At 64.3% G+C, this 24,485-nt stretch carries 23 protein-coding genes; 13 read left to right on the top strand and 10 right to left on the bottom strand.

Annotated features, from left to right (window positions below; genetic code table 11):
- Positions 1-9: 9 nt before the first annotated feature.
- The 7 genes from murA to H2O77_RS03470 all read right to left on the bottom strand — a co-directional run bounded on the left by murA (position 10) and on the right by H2O77_RS03470 (position 5,135).
- Complete coding sequence (murA, locus tag H2O77_RS03500; protein WP_043332539.1) at positions 10-1,275, bottom strand: UDP-N-acetylglucosamine 1-carboxyvinyltransferase; 1,266 nt, start codon at positions 1,273-1,275, stop codon at positions 10-12.
- Positions 1,276-1,287: 12 nt separating this feature from the next.
- On the bottom strand, positions 1,288-1,542 hold the full coding sequence (locus tag H2O77_RS03495; protein WP_043332541.1) for a BolA/IbaG family iron-sulfur metabolism protein: 255 nt from the start codon (positions 1,540-1,542) through the stop codon (positions 1,288-1,290).
- Positions 1,543-1,765: 223 nt separating this feature from the next.
- A complete protein-coding gene (locus H2O77_RS03490; RefSeq protein WP_054555102.1) occupies positions 1,766-2,137 on the bottom strand; it encodes an STAS domain-containing protein in 372 nt (123 codons plus the stop codon).
- Between the two features lie 14 nt (positions 2,138-2,151).
- On the bottom strand, positions 2,152-2,814 hold the full coding sequence (locus tag H2O77_RS03485) for an ABC transporter substrate-binding protein (protein WP_043332543.1): 663 nt from the start codon (positions 2,812-2,814) through the stop codon (positions 2,152-2,154).
- Positions 2,815-2,953: 139 nt separating this feature from the next.
- A complete protein-coding gene (gene mlaD / locus H2O77_RS03480) occupies positions 2,954-3,418 on the bottom strand; it encodes an outer membrane lipid asymmetry maintenance protein MlaD (protein WP_215823916.1) in 465 nt (154 codons plus the stop codon).
- Positions 3,418-4,218 (bottom strand): lipid asymmetry maintenance ABC transporter permease subunit MlaE, encoded by an 801-nt coding sequence (gene mlaE / locus H2O77_RS03475; RefSeq protein WP_043332547.1) that lies wholly within the window; start codon positions 4,216-4,218, stop codon positions 3,418-3,420. The genes mlaD and mlaE overlap by 1 nt, the downstream gene beginning before the upstream one ends.
- Positions 4,215-5,135 (bottom strand): ATP-binding cassette domain-containing protein, encoded by a 921-nt coding sequence (locus H2O77_RS03470; RefSeq protein ID WP_082388135.1) that lies wholly within the window; start codon positions 5,133-5,135, stop codon positions 4,215-4,217. The genes mlaE and H2O77_RS03470 overlap by 4 nt, the downstream gene beginning before the upstream one ends.
- Before the next feature lie 315 nt (positions 5,136-5,450).
- On the opposite strand from H2O77_RS03470, the gene H2O77_RS03465 reads away from it, so the two are divergent.
- The 12 genes from H2O77_RS03465 (at position 5,451) to mgtE (ending at position 16,571) form a co-directional block, all read left to right on the top strand.
- Entirely contained in the window at positions 5,451-6,395 is a 945-nt protein-coding gene (locus tag H2O77_RS03465; protein WP_043332549.1) for a calcium/sodium antiporter, read from the top strand.
- A 99-nt stretch (positions 6,396-6,494) separates the two neighbouring features.
- Positions 6,495-7,562: a KpsF/GutQ family sugar-phosphate isomerase gene (locus H2O77_RS03460; RefSeq protein ID WP_215823915.1), complete on the top strand. Its 1,068-nt coding sequence runs from the start codon at positions 6,495-6,497 to the stop codon at positions 7,560-7,562.
- 126 nt (positions 7,563-7,688) lie between these two features.
- Complete coding sequence (locus H2O77_RS03455; RefSeq protein WP_052384400.1) at positions 7,689-8,258, top strand: HAD hydrolase family protein; 570 nt, start codon at positions 7,689-7,691, stop codon at positions 8,256-8,258.
- Positions 8,258-8,941: an LPS export ABC transporter periplasmic protein LptC gene (gene lptC, locus H2O77_RS03450; RefSeq protein ID WP_215823914.1), complete on the top strand. Its 684-nt coding sequence runs from the start codon at positions 8,258-8,260 to the stop codon at positions 8,939-8,941. The genes H2O77_RS03455 and lptC overlap by 1 nt, the downstream gene beginning before the upstream one ends.
- Before the next feature lie 108 nt (positions 8,942-9,049).
- On the top strand, positions 9,050-9,628 hold the full coding sequence (gene lptA / locus H2O77_RS03445; protein WP_240548697.1) for a lipopolysaccharide transport periplasmic protein LptA: 579 nt from the start codon (positions 9,050-9,052) through the stop codon (positions 9,626-9,628).
- A 3-nt stretch (positions 9,629-9,631) separates the two neighbouring features.
- A complete protein-coding gene (lptB, locus tag H2O77_RS03440; protein ID WP_043332551.1) occupies positions 9,632-10,372 on the top strand; it encodes an LPS export ABC transporter ATP-binding protein in 741 nt (246 codons plus the stop codon).
- Positions 10,373-10,605: 233 nt separating this feature from the next.
- Positions 10,606-12,054: an RNA polymerase factor sigma-54 gene (locus H2O77_RS03435; RefSeq protein ID WP_215823913.1), complete on the top strand. Its 1,449-nt coding sequence runs from the start codon at positions 10,606-10,608 to the stop codon at positions 12,052-12,054.
- 660 nt (positions 12,055-12,714) lie between these two features.
- Complete coding sequence (raiA, locus tag H2O77_RS03430) at positions 12,715-13,023, top strand: ribosome-associated translation inhibitor RaiA (RefSeq protein WP_043332555.1); 309 nt, start codon at positions 12,715-12,717, stop codon at positions 13,021-13,023.
- A gap of 9 nt (positions 13,024-13,032) precedes the next feature.
- A complete protein-coding gene (locus tag H2O77_RS03425; protein ID WP_043332557.1) occupies positions 13,033-13,503 on the top strand; it encodes a PTS sugar transporter subunit IIA in 471 nt (156 codons plus the stop codon).
- Positions 13,504-13,640: 137 nt separating this feature from the next.
- A complete protein-coding gene (gene rapZ / locus H2O77_RS03420; RefSeq protein WP_107335427.1) occupies positions 13,641-14,576 on the top strand; it encodes an RNase adapter RapZ in 936 nt (311 codons plus the stop codon).
- On the top strand, positions 14,563-14,832 hold the full coding sequence (locus tag H2O77_RS03415; RefSeq protein ID WP_043332560.1) for an HPr family phosphocarrier protein: 270 nt from the start codon (positions 14,563-14,565) through the stop codon (positions 14,830-14,832). The genes rapZ and H2O77_RS03415 overlap by 14 nt, the downstream gene beginning before the upstream one ends.
- Positions 14,833-15,215: 383 nt before the next feature.
- Positions 15,216-16,571, top strand: a complete 1,356-nt coding sequence (mgtE, locus tag H2O77_RS03410; RefSeq protein WP_043332561.1) for a magnesium transporter — start codon at positions 15,216-15,218, stop codon at positions 16,569-16,571.
- A 99-nt stretch (positions 16,572-16,670) separates the two neighbouring features.
- Here mgtE and pmbA read toward each other — a convergent pair whose 3' ends face one another.
- Complete coding sequence (pmbA, locus tag H2O77_RS03405; RefSeq protein WP_215823912.1) at positions 16,671-18,041, bottom strand: metalloprotease PmbA; 1,371 nt, start codon at positions 18,039-18,041, stop codon at positions 16,671-16,673.
- Positions 18,042-18,117: 76 nt separating this feature from the next.
- On the opposite strand from pmbA, the gene yjgA reads away from it, so the two are divergent.
- Positions 18,118-18,621: a ribosome biogenesis factor YjgA gene (gene yjgA, locus H2O77_RS03400; RefSeq protein WP_043332563.1), complete on the top strand. Its 504-nt coding sequence runs from the start codon at positions 18,118-18,120 to the stop codon at positions 18,619-18,621.
- Between the two features lie 136 nt (positions 18,622-18,757).
- On the opposite strand, the gene tldD is transcribed toward yjgA, so the two are convergent.
- Together tldD and H2O77_RS03390 are read right to left on the bottom strand one after the other, a co-directional pair.
- Positions 18,758-20,218: a metalloprotease TldD gene (tldD, locus tag H2O77_RS03395; protein WP_215823911.1), complete on the bottom strand. Its 1,461-nt coding sequence runs from the start codon at positions 20,216-20,218 to the stop codon at positions 18,758-18,760.
- Entirely contained in the window at positions 20,215-24,465 is a 4,251-nt protein-coding gene (locus tag H2O77_RS03390; RefSeq protein WP_215823910.1) for an AsmA-like C-terminal region-containing protein, read from the bottom strand. The genes tldD and H2O77_RS03390 overlap by 4 nt, the downstream gene beginning before the upstream one ends.
- Positions 24,466-24,485 lie beyond the last annotated feature (20 nt).

Raw genomic sequence — 24,485 nt, 5'->3', positions numbered from 1 at the left:
GGGCACTGATCAGCCGGCGGAGCGACGGATGATCACGTTCAGCCCGGACAGCTTCTCTTCGATGCACTCGTAACCGCGGTCGATGTGGTAGATGCGGTCGACCATGGTCTCGCCGTCGGCGACGATCGCCGCGATCACCAGCGAGGCAGAGGCGCGCAGGTCCGTCGCCATCACCGGCGCGCCGGACAGGCGCTCAGTGCCGGTCACGACTGCGGTGTTGCCCTCGAGCGCGATGTGGGCGCCCATGCGGTTGAGCTCCTGCACGTGCATGAAGCGATTCTCGAAGATGGTCTCGATCACGGTGCTGGTGCCTTCCGCGACCGCATTCATCGCCACGAACTGGGCCTGCATGTCGGTGGGGAATGCCGGGTACGGCGCCGTGCGGATATTGACTGCCTTCGGGCGCTTGCCGTGCATGTCCAGCTCGATCCAGTCATCACCGGTGGTGATGGTGGCACCGGCTTCTTCCAGCTTGGCCAGTACGGCGTCCAGGGTGTCGGCACGCGTACGCGTGACACGCACCTTGCCGCGCGAGGCGGCCGCCGCGACCAGGAAGGTACCGGTCTCGATGCGGTCCGGCATGACGGAGTATTCACAGCCGTGCAGCTTCTCGACACCGTCGATGACGATGGTGTCGGAGCCCTGGCCCGTGATCCTGGCGCCCATCGCGATCAGACACTCTGCCAGATCGACGACTTCCGGCTCACGCGCGGCGTTTTCCAGCACGGTGCGGCCGTCGGCCAGGGTCGCGGCCATCAGCAGGTTCTCGGTGCCGGTGACGGTCACGACGTCGAAGACGATGCGCGCGCCCTTCAGGCGGCCACCCGGCGCCTTGGCGCGGATGTAGCCATTCTCGACCGTGATCTCGGCCCCCATCGCCTCCAGGCCACGGATGTGCAGATCCACCGGACGCGAGCCGATGGCGCAGCCACCCGGCAGCGAGACTTCGGCACTGCCGAAGTGCGCCAGCAGCGGGCCCAGCACCAGAATCGAGGCACGCATCTTCTTGACCAGGTCATAGGGCGCGTGACAATGCTCGACCTTGGAGCCATCCAGCTGCACGGTCATGTTGTCGCCCATCACCGGCTCGACGCCCATGCGCCCGAGCAGCTCGAGGCTGGTCGTGATGTCCTGCAGATGCGGCAGGTTGCTGATGGTCACGGGACCTTCCGACAGCAGCGTGGCTGCCAGAATGGGCAGTGCCGAATTCTTGGCGCCACTGGCCCAGACTTCCCCGTTGACCGGCCCGTTGCCAGTGATGATCAGCTTATCCATGAAATGTTCCGGTCAACCCTGAGCGTTGCCGGCGGCAGCTTCGAACTGCGCCGGGGTATAAGTACGAATGCTGATGGCATGCAGCGCGCCAGAGCGGATCTCGTCATTGAGTGCGGAGTAGACCAGCTGCTGGGCCTTGACGCGGCTCAGCTCGGCAAAGACATCTCCCACGGCGACGACCTGGAAATTGCAGCCCTCACCCTGGATATGAAAATCGACGTTCTCGATACGAGCCTCGAGCAGGGCCTTGACATCATTCGGTTGCATGACGGGCGGTGACTCCTTCGCGGTACATGTCGGGATCGTGGCAGGGAATCCTTGCGCGACGATCGATGCGATATGACCGCACATGGTAATCAAAAGCGCGCGGGAACGCGATTGGCAGTCAATCGCTGCCTCCACGTTGCCGCGCGCATGAATGGCGATACGGACAAGCCTCGAGCCTCCAGCAGAGCGGTGCGGCCTGACAGACAGTCAGGCCGCCGCTGACTCAGGACGTCTCGAGTGACAGCGGGGGCTCGGCGCTGATCTCAGCGACATTCAGCCCCGGCAGCAGGTTTTCCAGTCCGGAGACTGCCGCCAGTCGGCTCAATGCAGGAGACAGCGCGAGGTGAGCGACATGCCCACCATGCTCCGCCAGATGGCGCTGCCACTCGAGCAGCACGCTCAGGGTGGCGGTACTGGCGCTATCCACGCCGCACAGATCGATGGAAACCCCATCCTCGCGGCGCCCCAGCCATTTCCTGCCGGAATCCGCCAGCTCTGCGGCATTGTCGAAATCCGGCTGGCCACTCAGGCTCAGCCGTGCGTCACCGGCTTCCAGCGTGACGCCCTCGCGATCGAAGAGAGTTTTCATGGTCATGGCGACGACAGGGCTCAGCTGTTGCCCTGATCCCCCTCACCCTTCTCGAGGTCGACATCCGGCTGCCAGCCCTTGATGACGGCGTCGATGTCGCGGCCGTTGTCACGCATGGCCTGATCGAACTGGTTGCGGAAGGTCAGGCCCAGGTTGACGCCATTGACGATCACGTTGACCACCTTCCACTCGTCGTTGCGCAAACGCATGGAATAGGCCACCGGGTAGACCTTGCCCTTGGTATCGACCACGTCCATGTAGACGGTGTCCTGGTCTTCATAGCGACGCTCGCCTTCGCTGTCCTTCACGTCCAGCCTGGCGTAATCGAAGCTCACCAGACCCTTGGCGTAGGTACCGATCAGGGTGTCATGGAAGACCTTGGAGAATTCGGTGCGCTGCTCAGGAGAGGCGCCCTTGAAGTACTTGCCCATCACGCTGGCGGCGATGTAGCGATAATCCACCACCGGCTTCAGCGCGGAATCCACCAGGGTTTCCAGCTCGTCGACGTTGTCCTTGTAGTAGCTCTCGCGGCTATCGATCTTGGTGGTCAGGCCCTCGACCGTGTCGCGCAGCAGCACGTCCGGCTCCTGCGGGGCGGCCATGGCCAGCGGGCTCAGCGCCATCAGGGCGGACAGGCTCAGCACGCTCAACGGACGAATCAGCTTCTTGAGGCTAGAGGTCATCAGGGTTGCTCCTTGAAAATGTGCATCGTGCTCGAACGTGAAACCGCAGGCACCGAGTCAGGTCTTCCGGTGCATCACACGCGTGCGCCGGATGCCTGCACTTGGATGAACAGCGCATCGAGAATCAACGCTTCGAGAATCAGCTCTTCGAAAAATTGGACACGAACTGCTGGATCAACTCTTCCAGCACCAGTGCAGACTGGGTATCGCGAATGGTATCGCCGTCCTCCAGCACGTCCGGGTCTCCCCCGGTGCTCAGGCCGATGTACTGCTCGCCCAGCAGGCCGGACGTCAGGATGGCGGCGGTGGTGTCCTTGCTCAGCTTGCCACGCAGGTTGCTGTCGAGCTTCATCGTGACACGGGCGTCAAACCACTTCGGGTCCAGCTCGATCTTCTCGACGCTGCCGACGGCAACACCTGCCATCGTGACCTTTGACCGCGCCTTGAGGCTTCCGATCCCTGAGAAGTTGGCATTGAGCACGAAGGTGTCATCGGCCTGCTGGAACGTGACGCCGCTGACACGCAGTCCCAGGAAGACCATTCCCAGGAAACCAGCGAGTATGAACAGGCCCACGCCGAACTCGAGCATGCGGGTACGTTTCATCAAATCTCTCCGAACATGACGGCCGTGAGGACAAAGTCGAGTCCCAGCACCGCCAAAGATGAATAAACCACGGTACGCGTGGTGGCGCGCGAAATGCCTTCCGAGGTCGGGATCAGGTCATAGCCCTGGAAGACGGCGATCCAGCTGACCACCAGCCCGAAGACCAGTGACTTGATGACGCCGTTCATGACATCACCGATGAAATCGACGTTCGACTGCATGCTGCTCCAGTAGGCGCCCTCGTAGATACCCAGCCAGTCGACCCCCACCAGCTTGCCGCCCCAGATGCCGACGACACTGAAGCCGATGGTCAGCAGCGGCAGCGAGACGAAACCGGCCCACAGGCGCGGCGCGACGATGCGCTTGAGCGGATCGACACCGATCATCTCCATGCTGGTCAACTGCTCGGTGGCCTTCATCAGGCCGATCTCCGCCGTCAGCGCCGACCCCGCGCGCCCGGCAAACAGCAAGGCCGCGACCACAGGCGCCAGCTCGCGCAGCAGTGACAGCGACACCATCTGCCCCAGCGCCTCCTCGGCGCCGAAACCGACCAGAATGGTGTAGCCCTGCAGCGCCAGCACCATGCCGATGAACAGCCCCGAGACCAGCACGATGGCCAGCGACAGCACACCGACGAAGTGCATCTGCCGCACCCACAGGCCGATGCCCTCCCGGGACGGAATGCCGATACCGGCCTGTACCAGCAGCATGCCGGCACGCCCGATGGCCGCGATCACGTCGATGCTGCTGCGGCCCAGTGACGTGATGGCCCCGAGCGGGCCACGATTCAGACCACTCATGACTCTCTCCTGCGGGTTGCCGATTCGCGACCATCGAGAATGTCGCCAGCGAAGTCCGGGGCGGGATAATGGAAGGGCACCGGGCCATCCGGCTTGCCGTGGATGAACTGGGCCACGCGCGGGTCCGATTCGGCGTTCAGCGCCTCAGGGGTACCCTGCGCCATCACCTTGCCATCGGCGATCACATAGACGTAATCGGCGATGGTCAGCGTTTCCTTGATGTCGTGCGAGACCACCAGCGCCGTCATGCCCAACGCATCATTGAGGCGACGGATCAGATTGACCAGCACGCCCATCGAGATGGGGTCCTGTCCGGCAAAGGGCTCGTCGTACATGATGAGGTCCGGGTCCAGCGCGATGGCTCGCGCCAGTGCCACACGCCGCGTCATGCCGCCGGAGAGTTCGGCCGGCATCAATTCACGCGCGCCGCGCAGCCCGACGGACTCGAGCTTGATCAGCACGATGTCACGAATCATCGCATCGGGGAGATCGGTGTGGACGCGCAGCGGGAAGGCGACGTTCTCGAACACGCTCAGGTCGGAGAACAGGGCACCGCTCTGAAACAGCATGCCCATGCGACGGCGCATGCGAAACAGCTCGCGCCGCGACAGGCCGTGCACGTGCAAGCCGGCGATCTCGACGCGCCCCGCCGAGGGCGTCAACTGACCGCCGATCAACTTGAGCAGTGTCGTCTTGCCGGTACCGGAAGGCCCCATGATGGCGGTTATCTTGCCGCGCGGGATCTTGAGGTCGATGCCGGAGAATATCTCGCGCTCTCCACGGGTGAACCGCAGGCCTTCGACACGAATCAGGGCGTCATCGAGATTGATCTCGCCTGCCGCGCCGCGTGAAGAAGCCTGCGCATCCTGGCCGTCCGCACCCGTCCGGGTTGCGGTCTGACCGGGCAAATCAGTCATAGAAGCATCCGCTGTGAGGGACCTTCGCCGTGACGAGCCACACGCTGTTGGCTCGTGAACAGGTCGAATGTCCGAGTCATGGGATCCAAGGATCAAGTTAGTTAGCGAACATCGTATCCGAACCCACCCCTGTGCCGCCAGTCTCATCAAGGCAACAGCGCCGTGCCGCGGGTGGTGATGCGCTCAACAATGCACTCGGCAAGACGCTCGACAATGGGATCATGGCCACTGTCTTGCAAAGGATTGGGGGGATGCGTTTAATGGCGCGGTTCCCGGCGATACGCCACCGCCCTGCCCCCTGCCCCGAGAGTTCTGATGCTATATCCCATCCTTGCAGTCGTCATCGGCCTGATTGGTCTTGTCTGGAGTGCTGATCGCTTCGTCGAAGGAGCCGCGGCCACTGCGTGGCGCGCCGGGATGAGCAAACTGCTGATCGGGATGACGATCGTCTCCGTCGGCACCTCTGCCCCCGAGATCGTCGTCTCCATCATGGCCTCTCTTGATGGCACTCCGGATATCGCGACCGGCAATGCGCTGGGCTCCAACATCGCCAATATCGGCCTGGTACTCGGCGTCACGGCGTTGATCGCCCCGATCCCGGTGCATTTCGGGCTGGTGCGCCGCGAGCTTCCGCTGCTGCTGGCGGCCACGGCGCTGGGCGGTTATGCGCTGTCCAACAGCGGGCTCGAGCGTCTCGATGGCATCCTGTTGCTGGCCTTGCTGGTCTTCACGCTGGTGTGGCTGTTCAAGGTCGACTCGCCGAGCGAGGCGGAAAGCCAGGATGACGTGCCCGAGATGAGCACCGGACGCGCCATCTTCTGGCTGCTGGTCGGGCTTGCGGTGCTGATCGCCAGCTCGCGTGCGCTGGTGTGGGGGGCGACCGACATCGCCCAGGCACTCGGCGTGCCGGAATTGATCATCGGCCTGACCGTGATCGCCATCGGCACCAGCCTGCCGGAACTGGCCGCCAGCGTGGCCAGCGCCCTCAAGCGCCATCACGACATCGCCATCGGCAACGTCATCGGTTCCAACCTGTTCAACATCCTCGCCGTGCTGCCCGTGCCGGGCCTGCTGGCGCCGGGTCCGGTGGATGGCAGCGCCATCAGCCGTGACTATCCGGTGATGCTGGGGCTGACGCTGCTGCTGGCCGCGCTGCTCATCTGGCAGCGCCGTGGGCGCATCGGCCGCGGCCCAGGTGTTATCCTGCTCGCCTGCTATCTGGCCTACACGGCCTGGCTTGCCATCAGCCTGACTCGCTGACGGCAGCGTCTTCATCATCGTTTGCCACGCCGCCGCGCGGGATGACACGCCCTTTCCGCGCGGTTTGAGCCCTGGCCAACCACAGGCAACAATTCGATCATGACCGAGCCTTCCAGCACCCCGCACGCCACCGCGCCTGGCGCCTCTGCTTCAAGTCAGACCGCCGCCAGCCAGTCCGCCGCCGATGAGACGCCGGCCAGCCAGGCGGATTTTCGCGCCAGCGCCCGTCGCACCTTCGCCATTGAGGAAGCGGCCATCGCCGCGCTCGAAAGCCATCTCGATGACGACTTCGACCGCGCCTGTCAGCTGATGCTGGCGACCAAGGGCCGCGTCATCGTCACCGGCATGGGCAAATCCGGCCATGTCGCCAGCAAGATCGCCGCCACCCTGGCCAGCACCGGCACGCCGGCCTTCTTCGTCCACCCCGGTGAAGCCAGCCATGGCGACCTGGGCATGATCACGCCGGCCGATGTGGTGCTGGCGCTGTCCAACTCCGGTGAGACCGCCGAGGTCACGGCGCTGCTGCCGCTCTTGAAGCGCATGGGCACCCCGCTGGTCTCGATGACCGGCAAACCCGGCTCGACCCTGGCGCGTGACGCCGAGGCACATCTGGACACCAGCGTCGCCCAGGAAGCCTGCCCGCTGAATCTGGCACCGACCGCCTCGACCACCGCTGCGCTGGTGATGGGCGATGCCCTGGCGGTGGCACTGCTGGAGGCCCGCGGCTTCACTGCCGAGGAATTCGCGCTTTCCCACCCGGGCGGCAGCCTGGGTCGACGCCTGCTGCTGCGGGTCCAGGACGTGATGCATCATGGCGACGCCCTGCCGCGCGTGGCGCTCGGCAGCCCTCTGCGCGATGCGCTGCTCGAGATCACGCGTCAGGGCATGGGCTTCACCTGCGTGATCGATGATGACGACCACCTGGTCGGCGTCTATACCGATGGTGACCTGCGCCGCACCCTCGACCAGCACGGCGATCTGCGCGCGCTGAAGGTCGATGATGTCATGACCCGCGGCGGCAAGACCGTGCGCGCCAGCATGCTGGCCGCCGAAGCGGTGCGCATCATGGAAGAAAACCGCATCAGCGTTCTGGTAGTCTGTGACGAGGATGAGCACCCCATCGGAGCCATCCATATGCACGGCCTGCTGGCCAGCGGCGTGATCTGAACTCCCGCGGGCGTTCGCTGTCTCTGTTCGACGGCAGATCGTCCCGGCAAGACGCCACCGCTCAACGCCCATCAGCGCCGTTCACAGGACAGCGTCAAGCATGCACGGAGTGCGAGGAGAAAGACCATGAGCGACACGAATTCCCTGAGCGAAGAATATCCGCAGGACATCATCGACCGCGCACGCCGCGTGCGTCTGCTGGCGCTGGATGTCGATGGCGTGCTCACCGACAACCGCCTGCACTACGATGCCAACGGTGTCGAGACCAAGTCCTTCCACGTCCAGGATGGCCATGGCCTCAAGCTGGTGCTGCGCAGTGGCGTTCGCGTCGCGCTGATCACCGGCCGCAGCTCGCCGATGGTCGAGCGTCGCGCCAAGGAACTGGGCATTCAGGATGTCATCCAGGGCCGTGAAGACAAGCTGGTCGCGCTGACCGACCTGTGCCGCGAGCACGGGATCGAGCTGGAAGAGGTCGCCTATTGTGGCGATGACCTGCCGGACCGCGAGGCCATTCGTCGTGTCGGTCTCGGCGTCAGCGTGCCCAACGCCATGGCCTACGTGATGAGCGAGGCCAACTGGGTCACCTCACGCCAGGGCGGCGATGGCGCCGTGCGCGAGCTCTGTGATCTGCTGCTCAAGGCACAGGGCCACTGGGCCTCGGTACTGGACACCTACCTGCAGGAGTCGCGTCCCTGATGTTACGTCTGCCCCGCCCTTCTCCGCGTCTCTGGCTGATGCTGCTGTTGCTGCTCGTCGGTGGCGTGCTGGCGCTGATCGAGCAGCGCAACAGCCTGGAATCGACCGTCAATGTCGAGGTCGACAGCAGTGAGCCGGATTACTATCTCGACGGGGCAGACATGACACGCTTCGATGCGCGCGGCGTGGCAATCCAGTCCATGACCTCGCCGCATATCGAGCACACGCCAGGCGATGACGTGACCCGGGCGCAGACCCCGAAGATTCGCACCAACGACAGTGAAGACCGCCGCTGGTATGCCACGGGTGACAATGGCGTGTTGAGCGCCGGCGGCGACACCTTCACCCTCGAGGGCAATGCCAGACTGCGCCAGCCCGATGACCGCTGGACCCTCGATACCGATGTCCTGCACTACAGCCGTGATCAGAATCGCGCCTGGAGTGACGTGCCGGTCGTGATCACCCAGAATGGCCAGCATGTCGAAAGCGACAGCTTCAGCGCCGACCTCTCACAGGACTCCGCCGTGCTGCAGGGCCGCGTTCGCAGCGTCCTGCAACCCGGCACGGGCCAGAGCGAGGCCAGCAAGGAAGCCGAGCGCATCGACTCGGGCGCCGACAGCACCACCACCGATGATGGGCGCGTCAACAGCACCTTCGAGGCAGCGCCTGCCAGCGGTGAATGAACCCGCCGGGCTGGCCGTCACGCCATGACCCGCGCCGCACCACCTTCTTCTCTGCCGCTCGATGGCATCATTGCTCGGGCGGCGACCCCGTCATGCCAAGGAGCCACCATGACTTCCACGACTCGCAAGCCCTTGACGGCCTGTCGCCAGACCCTCAACAGCGGTGTCATGGCGCTCTGCCTGGCACTGGGCATGTCCACCTTCGCCCCGGCCGCCATGGCGCTGGACAGCGATGCCAGCCAGCCGATCAACATCGCCGCGGACGCCCTGTCGCTTGATGACAAGGCCGGTACCGCCACCTACACCGGCCAGGTGGAAATGCGCCAGGGCAGCATGAAACTCGATGCCAGCCGCGTCGATATCAGCCGCGCCGGCAGCGGCGAGATCTCGCTGGTCAAGGCCACCGGCAAGCGTGCCTACCTGGAACAGCAACCCGCACCCGACGAGGAGCTGGTCAAGGGCTGGGCCGACACCATCCGCTACCATGCACTGGAGCGCCGCGTGGAGCTGGTCGGCAACGCGCGTCTCGAGAAAGGCGATGACACCTTCGAAGGCGGCTACGTGGAGTACTTCCTCGACAAGCGCCAGGTGAACGCCAACAACAGCAAGACGGCACAGCAGACCGAAGGCGGTCGCGTGCACATGACTCTGACGCCCCGCGGCGCCAATGCCAGCAAGGAAAACTGAGTCATGACTGCTGCTACTCCACGTACGCTGAGCGCTCGCCATCTGGCCAAGGCCTACAAGGGCCGCAAGGTGGTCAAGGACATCTCGCTGGAGATCCGCCAGGGCGACATCGTCGGCCTGCTGGGCCCCAACGGCGCCGGCAAGACGACCTCGTTCTACATGATCGTCGGACTGGTGCGCGCCGATGCCGGCAACGTCTCCATCGATGACAAGGACCTCTCCGCTGCCGCCATGCATCAGCGTGCACGCGCCGGCATCGGCTATCTGCCGCAGGAAGCGTCGATCTTCCGCAAGCTGTCGGTGGCCGACAACATCATGGCGATTCTGGAGACCCGCAAGGACCTGGATCGCAATGGCCGCAAGGCACGCCTTGAAGAGTTGCTCGAGGAATTCAGCATCACGCACATCCGCGCCAGCGCCGGTATGAGCCTGTCCGGTGGTGAGCGTCGACGGGTCGAGATCGCCCGGGCGCTTGCCACCGAGCCGGACTTCGTACTGCTCGATGAGCCCTTCGCCGGCGTCGACCCCATCTCGGTGGGCGAGATCAAGAGCATCGTGCGCCAACTGCGCGATCGTGGCATCGGTGTGCTGATCACCGACCACAACGTGCGCGAGACACTCGATATCTGTGACACCGCCTATATCGTCGGCGATGGCCAGATCATCGCCCACGGTGACGCGGACTCCATCCTGGCCAACCAGCAGGTGCGCGACGTCTACCTGGGTCACGAGTTCACGCTCTAGGGTCAGCGGCTGCGCTGAGTCCTCGCGAGGCAAAAGCTTCAAAAGCCGCTGCGTGATTTTATCGCGTAGCGGCTTTTTCATGTCTGACATCAGACGCATGCATGACGTCCATACCACCTTGGTGGAAACATGGCATGCAAGTTGCTTGAATATTCACGACAACCACTTGTCAGTGCCCCGAGTCACGGTATAGCGTAGTAAGCACGTTCCTTTGCCGTGAATTGACTGACTCCATGAAACCCACCCTGCAACTCCGCCTCGGCACCTCGCTGACCATGACGCCGCAGCTCCAGCAAGCGATCCAGCTGCTGCAGCTGTCGACGCTCGACCTGCGTCAGGAGATTCAGCAAGCCCTCGAGTCCAACCCCATGTTGGAGCTCGACGAGGACTACGAGTCGCTGGATGTCGTCGAGACACAGGATTCGAGCGAGATCTCCACTGCCGACTCCTCGAGCGAGATTCCCGAGGAATACCCCCTCGACAGTGACTGGTCGGACCTCTACCAGGACCACGCCGGTAGCCTGACCAGCTCCGGCAGTGGCAGCGGGAGTGAAGAAGGGCCGGACTTCGATCGCAATACCAGCGTCGAGAGCCTGCAGGACCACCTGCGCTGGCAGCTGGCGATGACCGACCTCGATGGCCGTGAAAGCCAGATGGCGGAGAGCCTGATCGATGCCGTCGACGGTGCCGGCTATCTGAGCCTGTCTCTCGATGAGCTGGTCGATGGCCTGCGTGGCCAGGGCCTGCCCGGCCTCAAGGCCTCCGAGCTCGAGCAGGTATTGCTGCGTATGCAGCAGTTCGACCCGACCGGCGTCTTCGCCCGTGACCTACGCGAATGCCTGCTGCTACAACTGGCGCTGCTGCCGGATGATCTGCCGCTGCTGGCGCAGGCACGCCGCCTGGTACGTCAATTCCTCGAGGCACTGGGCAACGATGATCGCAAGCTGCTCAAGCGCCGCCTGAGCCTTGACGATGACGAGCTGGACCACGTCATCCGCCTGGTGCGCGCGCTCGATCCGCGTCCGGCATCCGCCTGGGGCGAGCCCGCCAGCGATTACGTGATCCCTGATCTGCTGGTGCGCCATACCCGCCATGGCTGGCAGGTCGAGCTCAACCCGGAAGCGCTGCCCAAGCTGCGCATCCAGCCGGAATACGCCGCGCTGATCAAGCGTGCCGACAAGTCCGCCGACAACACCTTTCTCAAGGACAACCTGCAGGAAGCCCGCTGGCTGATGAAGAGCCTGTCATCGCGCAATGACACCCTGCTCAAGGTCGGCCGCGAGATCATGGCGCGCCAGATCGACTTCCTCGAGCAAGGCGAGGAAGGCATGAAGCCGCTGATTCTGGCCAACATCGCCGAAGTGGTCGAGATGCACGAATCGACCATCTCGCGGGTCACTACCCAGAAGTACATCCACACCCCGCGCGGCGTCTTCGAGCTCAAGTTCTTCTTCTCGAGCCAGGTCGGTGGCAGCGGCAGTGGCGACGCCCACTCAAGCACCGCCATTCGTGCCCGCATCCGCAAGCTGATCGCGGAAGAGCCGGCCCGCAAGCCTCTCTCCGACTCACGGCTGGTCGATCTGCTCGCCAGCGATGGCATCGAGGTCGCACGCCGTACCGTGGCCAAGTATCGCGAAGCGATGGGCATCCCCTCCTCCAGCGAGCGCAAGCGTCTGGCCTGACGCGTCACCTGCGGCTGCCATGCCCTGCTCTCACCTCCACAATGGCAGCCGCCGCCAACCTCAAGCGTTGGCTTTTCCGCTCATCAGCCTCTGACTTCGCGGGCAGTGGTGCGCCTGTCGCGCGCCATGTCATTCCGGCAACCGCTCGTCAATTGCCCGTCATGGCCCATGACAGCGCGCAGAATGACGGCAAAAAAACGCCGTTCCGGCAGCGTCATTTACCGTCAATCGCATGTTTTTAAAGTCACTTTTGCGCGTATTGCACCTGGAAGACACCCGAAGAACCTCCCGGAACGCCGCTTGCTCCACGCAATCGAATCGTCTGAAAGGCGACGTACATGCAGGGATTGGCGACGAAAACCCGCCTTCTTGCGCGTCTTTCACGCACCACCCGCCAGACATGCCCTTGAAGTCCACTCCGTTACCCCTCACTGAGTTGAAGACAAGCACTGAACCACGATGCAGCGCAGCGTTGATCTTTGCGCAAAGCTTGGGCATTGTCGGTACAGACGCTCACGACATCTGACGCCACTGGCAAGGGTGCGAAAACATCGCCAGACGGTGGCCGTCAAGCCTGTTGCAGAGCGTCCGATCAGGGTTTGCTCGTAGTCAAAAAGGGTTACAATTGAATGGCAACCCGCTGGATAAAGGAGCGTGTCCATGCAAGTGAATATCACCGGGCATCATGTGGAACTTACCGATCCTCTCCGCGATTACGTCAACGAGAAGCTCGCTCGCCTCGAACGGCATTACGACAACATCACCAATGTTCAGGTGACACTGTCGATCGAGAAGGAGCGCCAGCAGGCTGCCTGCACCTTGCACGCGGCAGGCGCTGACCTCCACGCCCTGGCAGAAGACCCCAACATGTACGCTGCCATCGACGCGCTCGCCGACAAGCTGGATCGCCAGCTGGTCAAACACAAGGAAAAGTCCCAGGCTCGCTCTCAGGGCACCGGGACCCGTTGACCTTCAGCCATGACACTTGATCAGATCCTTCCCCCCGAGCGCACGCTGTACGGTGTCCCCGGGGGGAGCAAGAAGCGGGTGCTTGAATTCTTCAGCACCTTCATCGCACAGAACATTCCCAGCCTGGATAGCCAGGAAGTCTTCTCGCGCCTGATCGGGCGCGAAAGACTGGGGTCGACCGGCATTGGCCACGGTGTGGCCGTGCCCCATGCACGCAGCCCGCATTGCAAGACGCCAATCGCTGCGTTTCTGAAGCTCGGTGAACCCATCGACTTCGATGCCATCGACGGAGAACCCATCGATCTGCTGTTCGTGCTGCTGGTGCCTGAGGAAGCGGATGAGACCCATCTGACGCTGCTCGGGCAGGTCGCGGAATTGCTCAATTCCCCGACCAATCGCTCGGCCCTGCGCCAGGCAGACAGCCAGCGTGCACTCTTTGAGGCATTGACCCAAGCCATCGCCGAATTACCGGCGCGCTGAATGACAGGCCCGGACATCGTCCGGGCTTTCGTCTTGCTGGCCTTCCATCGGCCGACGTACAGCGCACTGATAGCGGGCAGCCCTCTGCCCCACCCCTGCATTCTTTCGACGTTGACCTCGCCCTTGGAGAGCACTTCATGAAGATCGTGATCATCAGCGGCCGCTCCGGCTCCGGGAAATCCATCGCTCTCCAGGCGCTGGAAGATATTGGCTACTACGCCATCGACAATCTGCCCGGCATGCTGCTGGCGCCACTGGTCGATCAGCTCGAAAAGGACAGCCCGGCGCGTCGGCGCATCGCGGTCTCCATCGATGCCCGCAACCTGCCGGAAGCCTTGACCCGCTTCCCCGAATTGCTCGACAACGTCCGCCAGAGCGGCATGGACGTGCAGGTCGTCTACCTGACAACCGATTCGCGAGTGCTGCTGGAACGCTACTCGGCGACCCGTCGTCGTCACCCTCTGACGCGCGACAACGACCACACCCTGGCCGAGGCCATCGAGATCGAGCAGAAGACGCTTGCTCCCATTCGCCAGAAGGCCGATCTGGTCATCGACTCGACCAACCTGAGCGTGCACGACCTGCGCTCGCGCATCACCGAGCAGGTCGCCCAGCACAGCTCCCGCCACCTGACGCTGACCTTTGAATCCTTCGGCTTCAAGCATGGCGTGCCGACCGATGCCGACATGGTGTTCGATGCCCGCTGCCTGCCCAACCCGTATTGGGACATCAATCTGCGCGGCGATACCGGTCGCGACGACAGCGTGGCCGAATTCCTGCAACGCTACCCCACCGTCCAGGCGATGCATGACGATATCGCCGGCTGGCTGGAACGCTGGCTGCCCGCCTATCAGGACAGCAATCGCAGCTACCTGACGGTATCCGTGGGCTGCACCGGCGGCCAGCATCGCAGCGTCTACCTGTGCGAGCAGCTGGCGAGCTACTTCGCCGAGCGCCTGCCTGAGGTGCGCCTGCGTCACCGCGAGCTGGGCATTCATACCGCGCTGAGCAACGCGGGTGAGGCAAGTGATCAGCAAGAGCATCAGCAGGAGCATCGCGATGGCCTCTCGTGAGCTGACGCTGACCAACCGCCGCGGGCTGCACGCCCGCGCAGCCACCAAGCTGGTCAATTGCTGTGCGCCCTATTGCGCGACGGTGATGGTCAGCCATGGCGAGCGACGCGCCAATGCAGCCAATGTGATGGCATTGCTGATGCTGGCCGCGCCCTGCGGCACCACGTTGCTGATCGATGTCGAGGGCGAACAGGCCGATGAGGCGATGCTGGCCATCGAGGCGCTGTTCGAAGCGCGTTTCGAGGAAGACGAATAACCGCCACTGACAGCGTTGTACATTTGCGCTGTGCGCTCAGCCTTCCTCCCTCAGCCAGCTCGCTTCTTGGTCAACGATCTTTTCGGCCCGCTCGCTTATCGGCCAGCCCCCTCCGGCGGCCCCCTGGCAACACCATTAACTGCTCATGCAGGATGCCTAGCGCCTGTTCCTGCACCGGTTCCTGCGCCTGTCCTTGCACCTACCCTTATACCTATCTCTGCACCTATCCTTGCGCCTGGCAGCCATACGACGCTGCTTTTGTGCCAGTGGCGGGACGCGGATTGTCCTTTCGATAAGAAACACTGTTTTCTTTTGTCGACGCGCCCCCCTACGCCAATGGTAGAATCAGCGCTGTCCTTCATGTCGACAGGGGAAGCCGACAGATGAGCAAGACGTCTCGTAAACTCAAGCCAAGACTTGATCGCCTGTCACAGGCGCTGGAAAGCGGCGAGCTGGAACAGGCAAGACGCATGCTCAATCGCGGCCTCGCGCCAGTGGACGTGGCCCACCTGCTGGAATCCTCGCCCCCCAAGGAGCGCAATCTGCTCTGGGAGCTGGTCGATGCCGAACTGCAGGGCGATGTCCTTCAGTACCTTGGCGAAGACATCCAGACCGACTTCCTCAAGGACATGGACGCCGTCGACGTTCTCGCCGCCACCGAGAACCTGGAACCGGATGATGTCGCCGACATTCTGCAGCGCCTGCCGAATGCAGTGATTCTCGAAGTCCTCGACTCCATGGAGGCGCAGGAGCGCCTGCGCGTCGAAACGGTACTGTCCTTCCCGGAGGACACCGCCGGCGGCCTGATGAACACGGACACCATCACCATTCGTCCGGACATCACCCTGGACGTGGTGCTGCGCTACATTCGCCGCCACGAGCGCCTGCCCGACTCCACCGATACCCTGCTGGTCGTCTCGCGCCGCGATGAATTCATCGGTGCGCTGCCCATCAATCGCCTGCTGGTCTCGGACCCCGGCGTCACGGTGCGCGAAGTGATGGACACCGACAGCGTGGTGATTCCGGCCCTGATGCCGGAAACCGAAGTCGCCTCGCTGTTCGAGAAGCACGACCTGATCTCGGCGCCCGTGGTCGGCGGCGATGGCAACCTGCTGGGCCGTATCACCATCGATGACGTGGTCGACGTCATCCGTGGCGACGCCGAGCACCAGGTGATGTCGATGGCGGGGATGGATGAGGACGAAGACACCTTCTCTCCCGTGATGCGAACCTCGTGGCGCCGCGCCGTCTGGCTCGGCATCAACCTGCTGACTGCCTTCATGGCCTCCGCCGTGATCGGCATGTTCGAAGGCACCATCCAGAAGATCACCGCGCTGGCCGTGCTGATGCCCATCGTCGCTAGCATGGGCGGCATCGCGGGCTCTCAGGCACTCACCGTCCTGATTCGCGGTATCGCGCTGGGGCACGTCAAGAGTGGCAATGTCCGCTGGCTACTCAAGCGCGAGGTCATCGTCGCGGGGCTCAACGGCCTGTTATGGGCCGTGGTGGTGGCCGGCATCGCCATCGTGTGGTTCGGGGATGTCCAGCTGGGGGCCATCATCGGCGCCGCGATCATGATCAACCTGTTGATCGCCGCCGTGACAGGCACGCTGCTGCCGGTGCTGCTCAAGAAGCTCAATATCGACCCTGCCCTCTCCGGCAGCGTGATATTGACCACCGTGACCGACGTGATCGGCTTCATGGCCTTCCTGGGGCTGGCGACCTGGCTCTATCTGTAATACGCCCGACGGATTCTGCTTTAGAAAACAACACGGCCGCTCCCTTGGGAGCGGCCGTGTTGTTTCTCGCCTGTCGCGCGATCAGAGAAGCGTCAGCGATCAGCCTTCCAGCTCTTCGTCTTCGCCTTCGGACATGCCCGCGACGGTCATGCCATCGACCAGCCAGCTACCGCTGTGGATGCTGCCACGCGTATCGACATCATCGCCGACCGCCATCAGATTGGCCGCCATGTCGCGCAGATTGCCGGCAATGGTGAATTCCTCCACCGCATGCTGGATCTCGCCGTTCTCGACCCAGAAACCGGAGGCGCCGCGAGAGTAGTCACCGGTGACGCCGTTGACGCCCTGGCCCATCAGCTCGGTCACCAGCACGCCGGTGCCCATCTGCTTGAGCATCTCATCGAGCGAGGTCAGCGGCGCGGTGATGCGCACGTTGCGCGCGCCGCCGGCGTTGCCAGTGGTCTGCATGTTCAGGCGACGGGCGCTGTAGGCGCTCAGCATGTAGCTCTGCACCTTGCCGTCAGCAAAGTAGACATTGTCACGCGTCGCGACGCCATCGTTGTCGAAGGCGGCGCTGGACATGCCACCGACTTCCCGCGGCTTCTCGCCCAGCGTGAACCAGTCGGGGAACAGCGGCTGACCCAGGCTATCGCACAGGAAGCTGGACTCACGGTACAGCGAGCCGCCGGCGATGGCAGACAGGTAGTGACCGACCAGCCCGGCCGACATCTGCGGGTCGAACAGCACCGGCATGCGGCCCGTCGCGACCTTGCGCGCATTCAGACGCGCCAGCGTGCGGCGAGCGGCTTCACGCCCCACCGACTCGGGCGAACGCAGGTCTGCCGGATTGCGCACGCTGGTGTAGTCATAGTCACGCTGCATGCCCTGTGCATCCTTGGCGATCAGCATGCACGACATCGAGTGGCGGCTGCCGCACTGGCTGGCCAGGAACCCATGGCTGTTGCCATAGACCTGCACGCCTTCACCACTGGAGAAGCTGGCGCCTTCGGACTGCGCGATGCCTTCCACTTCCAGTCCGGCACGCTCACAGGCCAGCGCCAGGTCAGTCGCTTCATCGACGCTGATCGCCCAGGGGTGATGCGCCTTGAGATCAGGGAAGTCGGTGGCCATCAGCTCGGCCGGTGCCAGACCGGCAAAGCTGTCTTCGCCGGTATAGTGCGCGATGGAGACCGCCTTCTCGACCGCGGCACGAATCGAGTCGCTGCCGGCATCGGAAGAGGTCGCGCTGCCCTTGCGATTGCCGAGATAGACGGTCACGCCGATGCCCTGGTCACGTGACAGTTCGACCGTCTCGACTTCGCCGTCACGCACCGAGATGCTGACGCCCTGATCGACACTGGCACCGACCTCACAGGCGTCGGCACCCAGGCTGCGGGCAAGCTCGAGAGCTTCGCTGACGCGACGCTCGAGCAGTTGTTGCTGAGCAACGGCATCAAAGGCCTGGCTCATGTTGTTCTCCTTCTGAGGAGACGGGGGCCCGGCAGTGCTATACTGCCGCAAATTTCCCCGACTCATTGGAATTGGCATGCGTAAAGAAAGACCCGAGGAGCTCGTCGAGCGCCCCAGCAAGTCCCAGTTGAAGCGCGAAATGATCGAGCTGCAGGCGCTGGGCAAGAAGATCATCGATCTGCCGGAAGGCCAGCGCGCCAAGTTCCCGCTCTCTGACGACATGCTGGCCGCCATCGAGGAGACCCATCGCATTCGTAGTCACGAAGGCCTGCGTCGCCACATGCAGTACGTCGGCAAGCTGATGCGCAAGGAAGACCTGGACGCCGTGCGTGCCGTCTTCGAAGCCATGGAGCAGCAGAACGTGCGTCGCGATGCTTCCTTCCAGCGTCTCGAACGCTGGCGCGATCGCCTGCTGGACGACGATGAAGCCTTCGTGATCTTCGTCGAGGATTATCCTCACGTGGACCGTCAGGCCCTGCGTCAGCTGATCCGCAATGCGCGTGCCGAACGTGACGCCGGCAAACAGCCCAACAGCGCCAAGAAGCTCTTCAAGCTGCTGCGGGCCGAACTCGACCTCTGACACGGGGTCTGCCGCTCACGCGCTTTCCTGACGTACTGCGCCTCATGCGCTGATTCTCAAGCGCTTCCTCGACACCGCCATGGCCCTGCCACGGCGGTGTCGTCGTATTCATCGCTTCATTGTGAACGCGACCCGCTCAGGATTGCGTGCCGCCGACCGTCAGCTCATCGAGCTTCAGCGTCGGCTGACCGACACCGACGGGCACGGACTGGCCGTCCTTGCCACACACGCCGACACCGGTATCCAGCTCCAGGTCGTTGCCGATCATCGAGACGCGGCCCATGGCTTCCGGCCCGTTGCCGATCAGGGTGGCGCCCTTGACCGGCGTGGTCACCTTGCCGTCTTCGATCAGATAGGCTTCGCTTGCGGAGAACACGAAACGCCCGGAGGTGATGTCGACCTGACCACCGCCGAAGCTGACCGCGTAGAGGCCACGCTTGACGCTCTTGATGATCTCCTGCGGATCGCGATCGCCACCCAGCATGTAGGTATTGGTCATGCGCGGCATCGGCAGGTGCGCGAAGGACTCACGACGCGCATTGCCCGTCGGCGCCATGCCCATCAGGCGGGCATTGAGCTTGTCCTGCATGTAGCCGGTGAGGATGCCGTCCTCTATCAGCGGCGTGTACTGCCCCGGGGTGCCTTCGTCATCGACGGACAGCGAGCCACGGCGATCGGCCAGGGTCGCATCATCGACAACGGTGACGCCGCGTGCCGCGACCTGCTCACCCATGCGGCCCGAGAAGGCAGAGCTGCCCTTGCGGTTGAAGTCACCTTCCAGACCATGACCGACCGCCTCGTGCAGCAGCACGCCCGGCCAGCCATTGCCCAGCACCACCGGCATCTGGCCGGCCGGTGCATCGATGGCCTCGAGATTGACCAGCGCCTGACGCACGGCTTCACGCGCGTAACGCTCGGCGACATTCTCATCGCGCAGACGGGTCAGCGGGAAACGACCACCGCCACCGGCACTGCCACGCTCACGACGGCCATTGCGCACCGCGATCACGCTGATGTTGAAACGCACCAGCGGACGCAGGTCCGCGGCGAGGGTGCCATCACTGGCACGCACCATCACCACCTCGTAAAGCGCCGACAGCGAGGCCGACACCTGACTGATGGACGGGTCGAGGCTGCGCGCGATGCGGTCCGCTTCCTTGAGCATCGCGACCTTGTCCTCGGCGCTCAGGCCATTCAGCGGGTCGATGCCCGCATAGAAGGACGGTGCCTCGGTGATGATCGAGCTTGCGACCGTGCCGCTGCTGCCGCTGCGTGAGATACCCGCCGCAGTCCGGCCAGTGTCGGCAAGCGCGGCGGCATCGATCTGATTGGAGTACGCGAAGCCGGTCTTTTCCCCCGCCAATGAGCGTACGCCCACGCCACCATCGATGTTGTAGCTGGCGTCCTTGACGACGCCGTCTTCCAGCACCCAGCTCTCCTGCCAGATACGCTGGAAGTAGAGGTCGGCATAGTCGGTGCCCGGGCCCATGGCATGTGCCAGGCCAGCATCCAGATCATCCAGGCTGAGCCCGCCCGGGGTCAGCAACAGGGCCGCGGCATCGTCGAGCACGCGACCGGAACTCGCATTTTGCGTCATTCGGCACTTTCCAGAGTAATGTTCGGGTCGCCCCAGGGGCCTGATACCCGATAGTGAATTTGCGTCACCTTGTCGATGAAGCGGCCGAAGATCTTGTCGGCCACGAACAGCGCCCCGCCCACGGCGGGTGCGCCTGCCAGCACGGCGGCCAGCGGAAGGTTCTGGCTGACCGGCACCGTGATGGCCATGCGTTGATCAAGGGTACCGCGAAGCAGATCGACCTGCCCGTTGAGTGTCACGGTGGTGGACGGCGCCTCGATACGCAAGGGGCCATCGCTTTCCAGCCGCCCATCGAAGAGCGTCGCTGCGCCGCGCACCTTGTCGAAGGCCGTCCCCTTGTCGGTGACATCAGAGAAGTCCAGCGACAGCCGGCGCAGCAGGTTATCCACATTGACCAGCCCCAGCAGGCGGGCGGAGGTCGAGCCCAGATTCAGGAAGCGTCCATCATCCAGCTTGATCTCGACGCGACCATTGGAGCGCGACAGGGCAAAGTCCTGCGGCGCGCCGGGCCAGGCCAGCTTGACCTCGGCCCGGGCACGGTCCGCCTCGATGCCGCGCGGCTGGGAGAGACGCTCGAGCAACCCGCCCAGGTCACTGCCATCGGCGGACAGGCGAGCGCGCGTCAGACTGTTGGTGCCGGCATCCTCCCAGGTGATGTTGCCCACCGCGGTGATCTTGCCCAGCGTGATGGAGAGGGGCAACACCACCAGCTGCTGGCTGTCGGCGGTCCAGTCGGCACTGATCGGCCCCAGCTGCTGATCGCGCCAGATGAGGTGTGCCAGGCGCAGACTGCCCGCGGGCAGGTCGGCAAGCTCGGCGGGATACGGCGTCGGCTCGATGCCGACATCGATAGCCTCGGTAAAGTTGCCTGGCGCACTGGCAGTCTGCGCCTCCTGCTCGGCATCCGCGGGCCACAGGGCATCGAGATTCAGGGTATCCAGGTCCAGAATCAGCGGTCGCGCGGCGCCTGACTGCCACACCAGCTCGCCACTGGCGAGCTGACCATCCAGCGTCGCGGCCAGCCCCAGCCCTTGCTGCTGCGAGCTCTGGCGCGGCGCGGCCTCCAGCGTCATCGGCCCCGTACACCGGGACTGGATCATCAGGCAATCGGTGGCAACGCGCAGGCGTGACAAGGCACGCAAGGGGTCGCTCTGCTCAGCGTCGCTGCCCTCGCCACTCGCGCCACCTTCACTGGAGAGCGCTCCCGCCCACGGCTTCCAGAGCTCCGGGGCGAGGGTCGGTGTGCGCCAGGCGATGTCCCAGCCGGTCTGGGTGGGCCACTGCGGGTCACTCGGCCAACGCTCCAGCCACAGCTGTCCCGTCATCGGCACCGTGCTGCCATCGTCACGCGTATTGCCGCCTTTCCAGCGTGCACGGGCGCGATTGTCGAGGCGCACATCGCCGCCACCCTCCGCGAGCCCGATATCCACCGCCAGCGGTGCCGCCTCCTCTCGCGTCTTGCCAAAGGGTGCCGGCAGATTGATGGCGACTCCCTTGAGGTCACTCGAGAGCGCCAGACTGGCGCCGTCATCCGGCAGCATCAGGCGCGCCTGGTAGTTGAACTCGCCGCCCAGCGCGCGCGGGCTCTCGCCGTCCTGCAAGGCGGCCCGGGTGTTCTCGGCGGCATCGCCGATCAGGTGCTCGGGCGCGCCCAGCCAGCCCAGCACCGGTGCCAATGGCGCCTTGCCGTCGAAGGTGATCGCGCCCTTGCTGCTTGAATCTGCCTGCCCGATGTTGAGCGCCGCCTTGACCGCACCGCCGAACAGCTTGCCGGAGAGATTGCCGGTCAACTGTTCACGGCGCCCCTCGGGGCGCGATGGGTCATGCACGAACTCGAGCGGCCCGCGAATGCCGTCAACCTCGATGCCCGGCCCCGGGAAGGCCAGCGTCGCCGCCTGGCGCTCGCCGACCTTGCCCGCCGCGGTGATGCGCGTCTGCTCGGCGTCCTCCAGCGGCACGCGGATATCCATCGTCGCATCCACCGAGCCCTTGCCCTGCCATTCGGCGATCAGCGCTGCGGTATCCTCGAGCGGCGCATGCGAGAGCAGATCGAACAGCGCTTCGACGCTACCGGTCACATCACCCTGAATCTTCAAGGTGTTGTCCTGCATGTCGACGTCGGCCTGACGCACCGCCAGGGGCGCTGCACTGCCCAGCGCCGTGACCGGCTGAGAGTGCGCCGCCGCGACCGTGGCACTCAGCGTATTGTCATGCAGTACGAGGTTGCCCTTCACGCTCTCCAGCGCAGGCCAGCCCTCGGCATAACCGAGTCGCCCATCCTCGATGGCCAGCTCAAGGTCCATCGAATCGCCGGGGCCATAGCCATTTTCACCATTGTCGTCATCCCACACCTGGGTGAGATGCAGGCTGCCCTCGGGGACCTGCCCCGCGACATCGCGCGTCAACCACTCGCTCAGCGCCGGGTCCAGCACCTTCATCGGCAACCAGGAGGCCAGCGGAATGCTGCGGGCATCCACATCACGCATCTCGAGATCCAGCTGGAAGCGGTCATGGTCCTGTGCGGGAATCTGCAGGCCGAAGCCACCCGTCACATCGGCGCCAGCGCGCTGGATATGCAGGTCATGCCCCGAGACGCTGCTGCCACTGTCATCGACCTTGACCTCGACCACCCCGTCGGCGGCCTCGAGCTGCCAGCCGTCGCCGAAGACCTCGGGGAAGTGGAAGCGCATGCCCGGGTCACCGCGAAACGCGATCCGACTCGCGATGCCACCCTCATCAAGACTCTGCGCGGTGACCCAGGCCGCCAGGGGACCGAGCCCCGGAGCGCCCTGCCAGGGTTCCACCTCGGCGCCGGTGAGGCCCAGCGCCAGCTTCATGGTCAGCGGGGTATCGAGGCCTATCCCGGCCAGCGACAGGGAGAGGCCGGTGGCCGTGCCACGCGGATCGAGAGACTCGAGCACATTGCCCAGCTCGCCGAGCGCCAGCACGTTGCGCCAGCGCGCCACCTTATCCAGATCGAAACTGCTGGTGACCAGCGACACACTGCCCTCGGCGAGATCCCCCGACAGCGAAATACGCTCGGGCAGACTGGCAAGCGCCGCGGAGACTTCTGGCGATGACGCCGCTTGCGGCGTCTGGTCGTCACTGTCTGCCACCGAAGCGCCGGCCGCCGGGGCGTCATCGAGTTGCGTGGCGCCGACCGAGATCTGATTGAGCCAGGCCTGCCAGCGATCACTGCCCGCCAGGTCGCGCAGCCACTGGCCACGCGCATGAATGTCCTTGAGCGCCAGCTGGGCGCCATGGTGATCCAGCGTCAGGCGATTGAGATCGAGACGCAGGCGAGCATCTTCCAGTCGCGCGTCACGCCAGCGCGCCCACAGCGTCGCGTTGCCATCGGCGTCGCGCAGCATCAGGCTGTCGCGCTCACCCATCAGACGCCCGACACTCGCCAGCGCACCGGCGTCCAGCTCCATCTGCAGCTGGGCCGAGTAGTCAGCGAGGCCGTCATCTCCCGGCAGCACCTCCAGCACGGCACTGACACCGGCCTGAGGCGATTCCCCGACACGCAACTGGCCTTCCAGGTGCGCGCGATCGCCTTCTCCCGACAGCAGCAGCTCGGCGGCATTCAGATTGAGGGTATCGTTGCGACCATGCAGTACCAGGCGCACATCCTCGAGCCGCACACGCTGACGCGCCAAAAGCGCCAGCCCCTGCTCCGTCTGCGCAAGGCTCATCTGTCCTTCGGGTTCGAGCGCTTCGGGAGGACGCGGCGGCCCCGGCCAGCCCCAGCTGCCATCTTCGCGCTGGTACAGGTGCACGATGACGCCGGTGGCGGTGGCGCGATCAAAGACAGGCGCCAGATGGCGCAGGGAGGAAAGCACATCGAGACGGGTTTCAAGGTGGGACACGCTCAACAGCGGCGCCGCCTGCATCTCGTTGGGTCGAAAGAGGTTCAGCCCCGACAGCTTGATGGCCGGATCAAGGTGATCCATGCGGCCTTCAAGCGATGACATCCCCACATTGGAGTGGGTCTGGGTGGCAATGAAGTCACTGATGGACTCACTGCGCGAATCCAACGTGGTCAACCACCAGCGCAGGCCCCCGATCAGGATGGCCAGCACCGCCAGCAGCACCGCGAGCGCCATCAGCAGCCCGCGCGCCCAGCGCCGCCCACGCGAGGGTGGCGCTGGCGTCGCAGCTGACGAAGACGGGGCGTCTTCGACGCCCTCCTGCACCGCCTCTTGCGAGGTAGAACGTGCCGCCTCTGGTGAGGTAGAACGGGTCACTGGTGGTTCTCCGAACAGGA

The organism is Cobetia sp. 4B (assembly GCF_018831605.1).
In the GTDB taxonomy this organism is placed as follows: domain Bacteria; phylum Pseudomonadota; class Gammaproteobacteria; order Pseudomonadales; family Halomonadaceae; genus Cobetia; species Cobetia amphilecti.
Note: the sequence above shows the minus strand (reverse complement) of the source record. Positions and strands in the feature narration are given on the sequence as shown.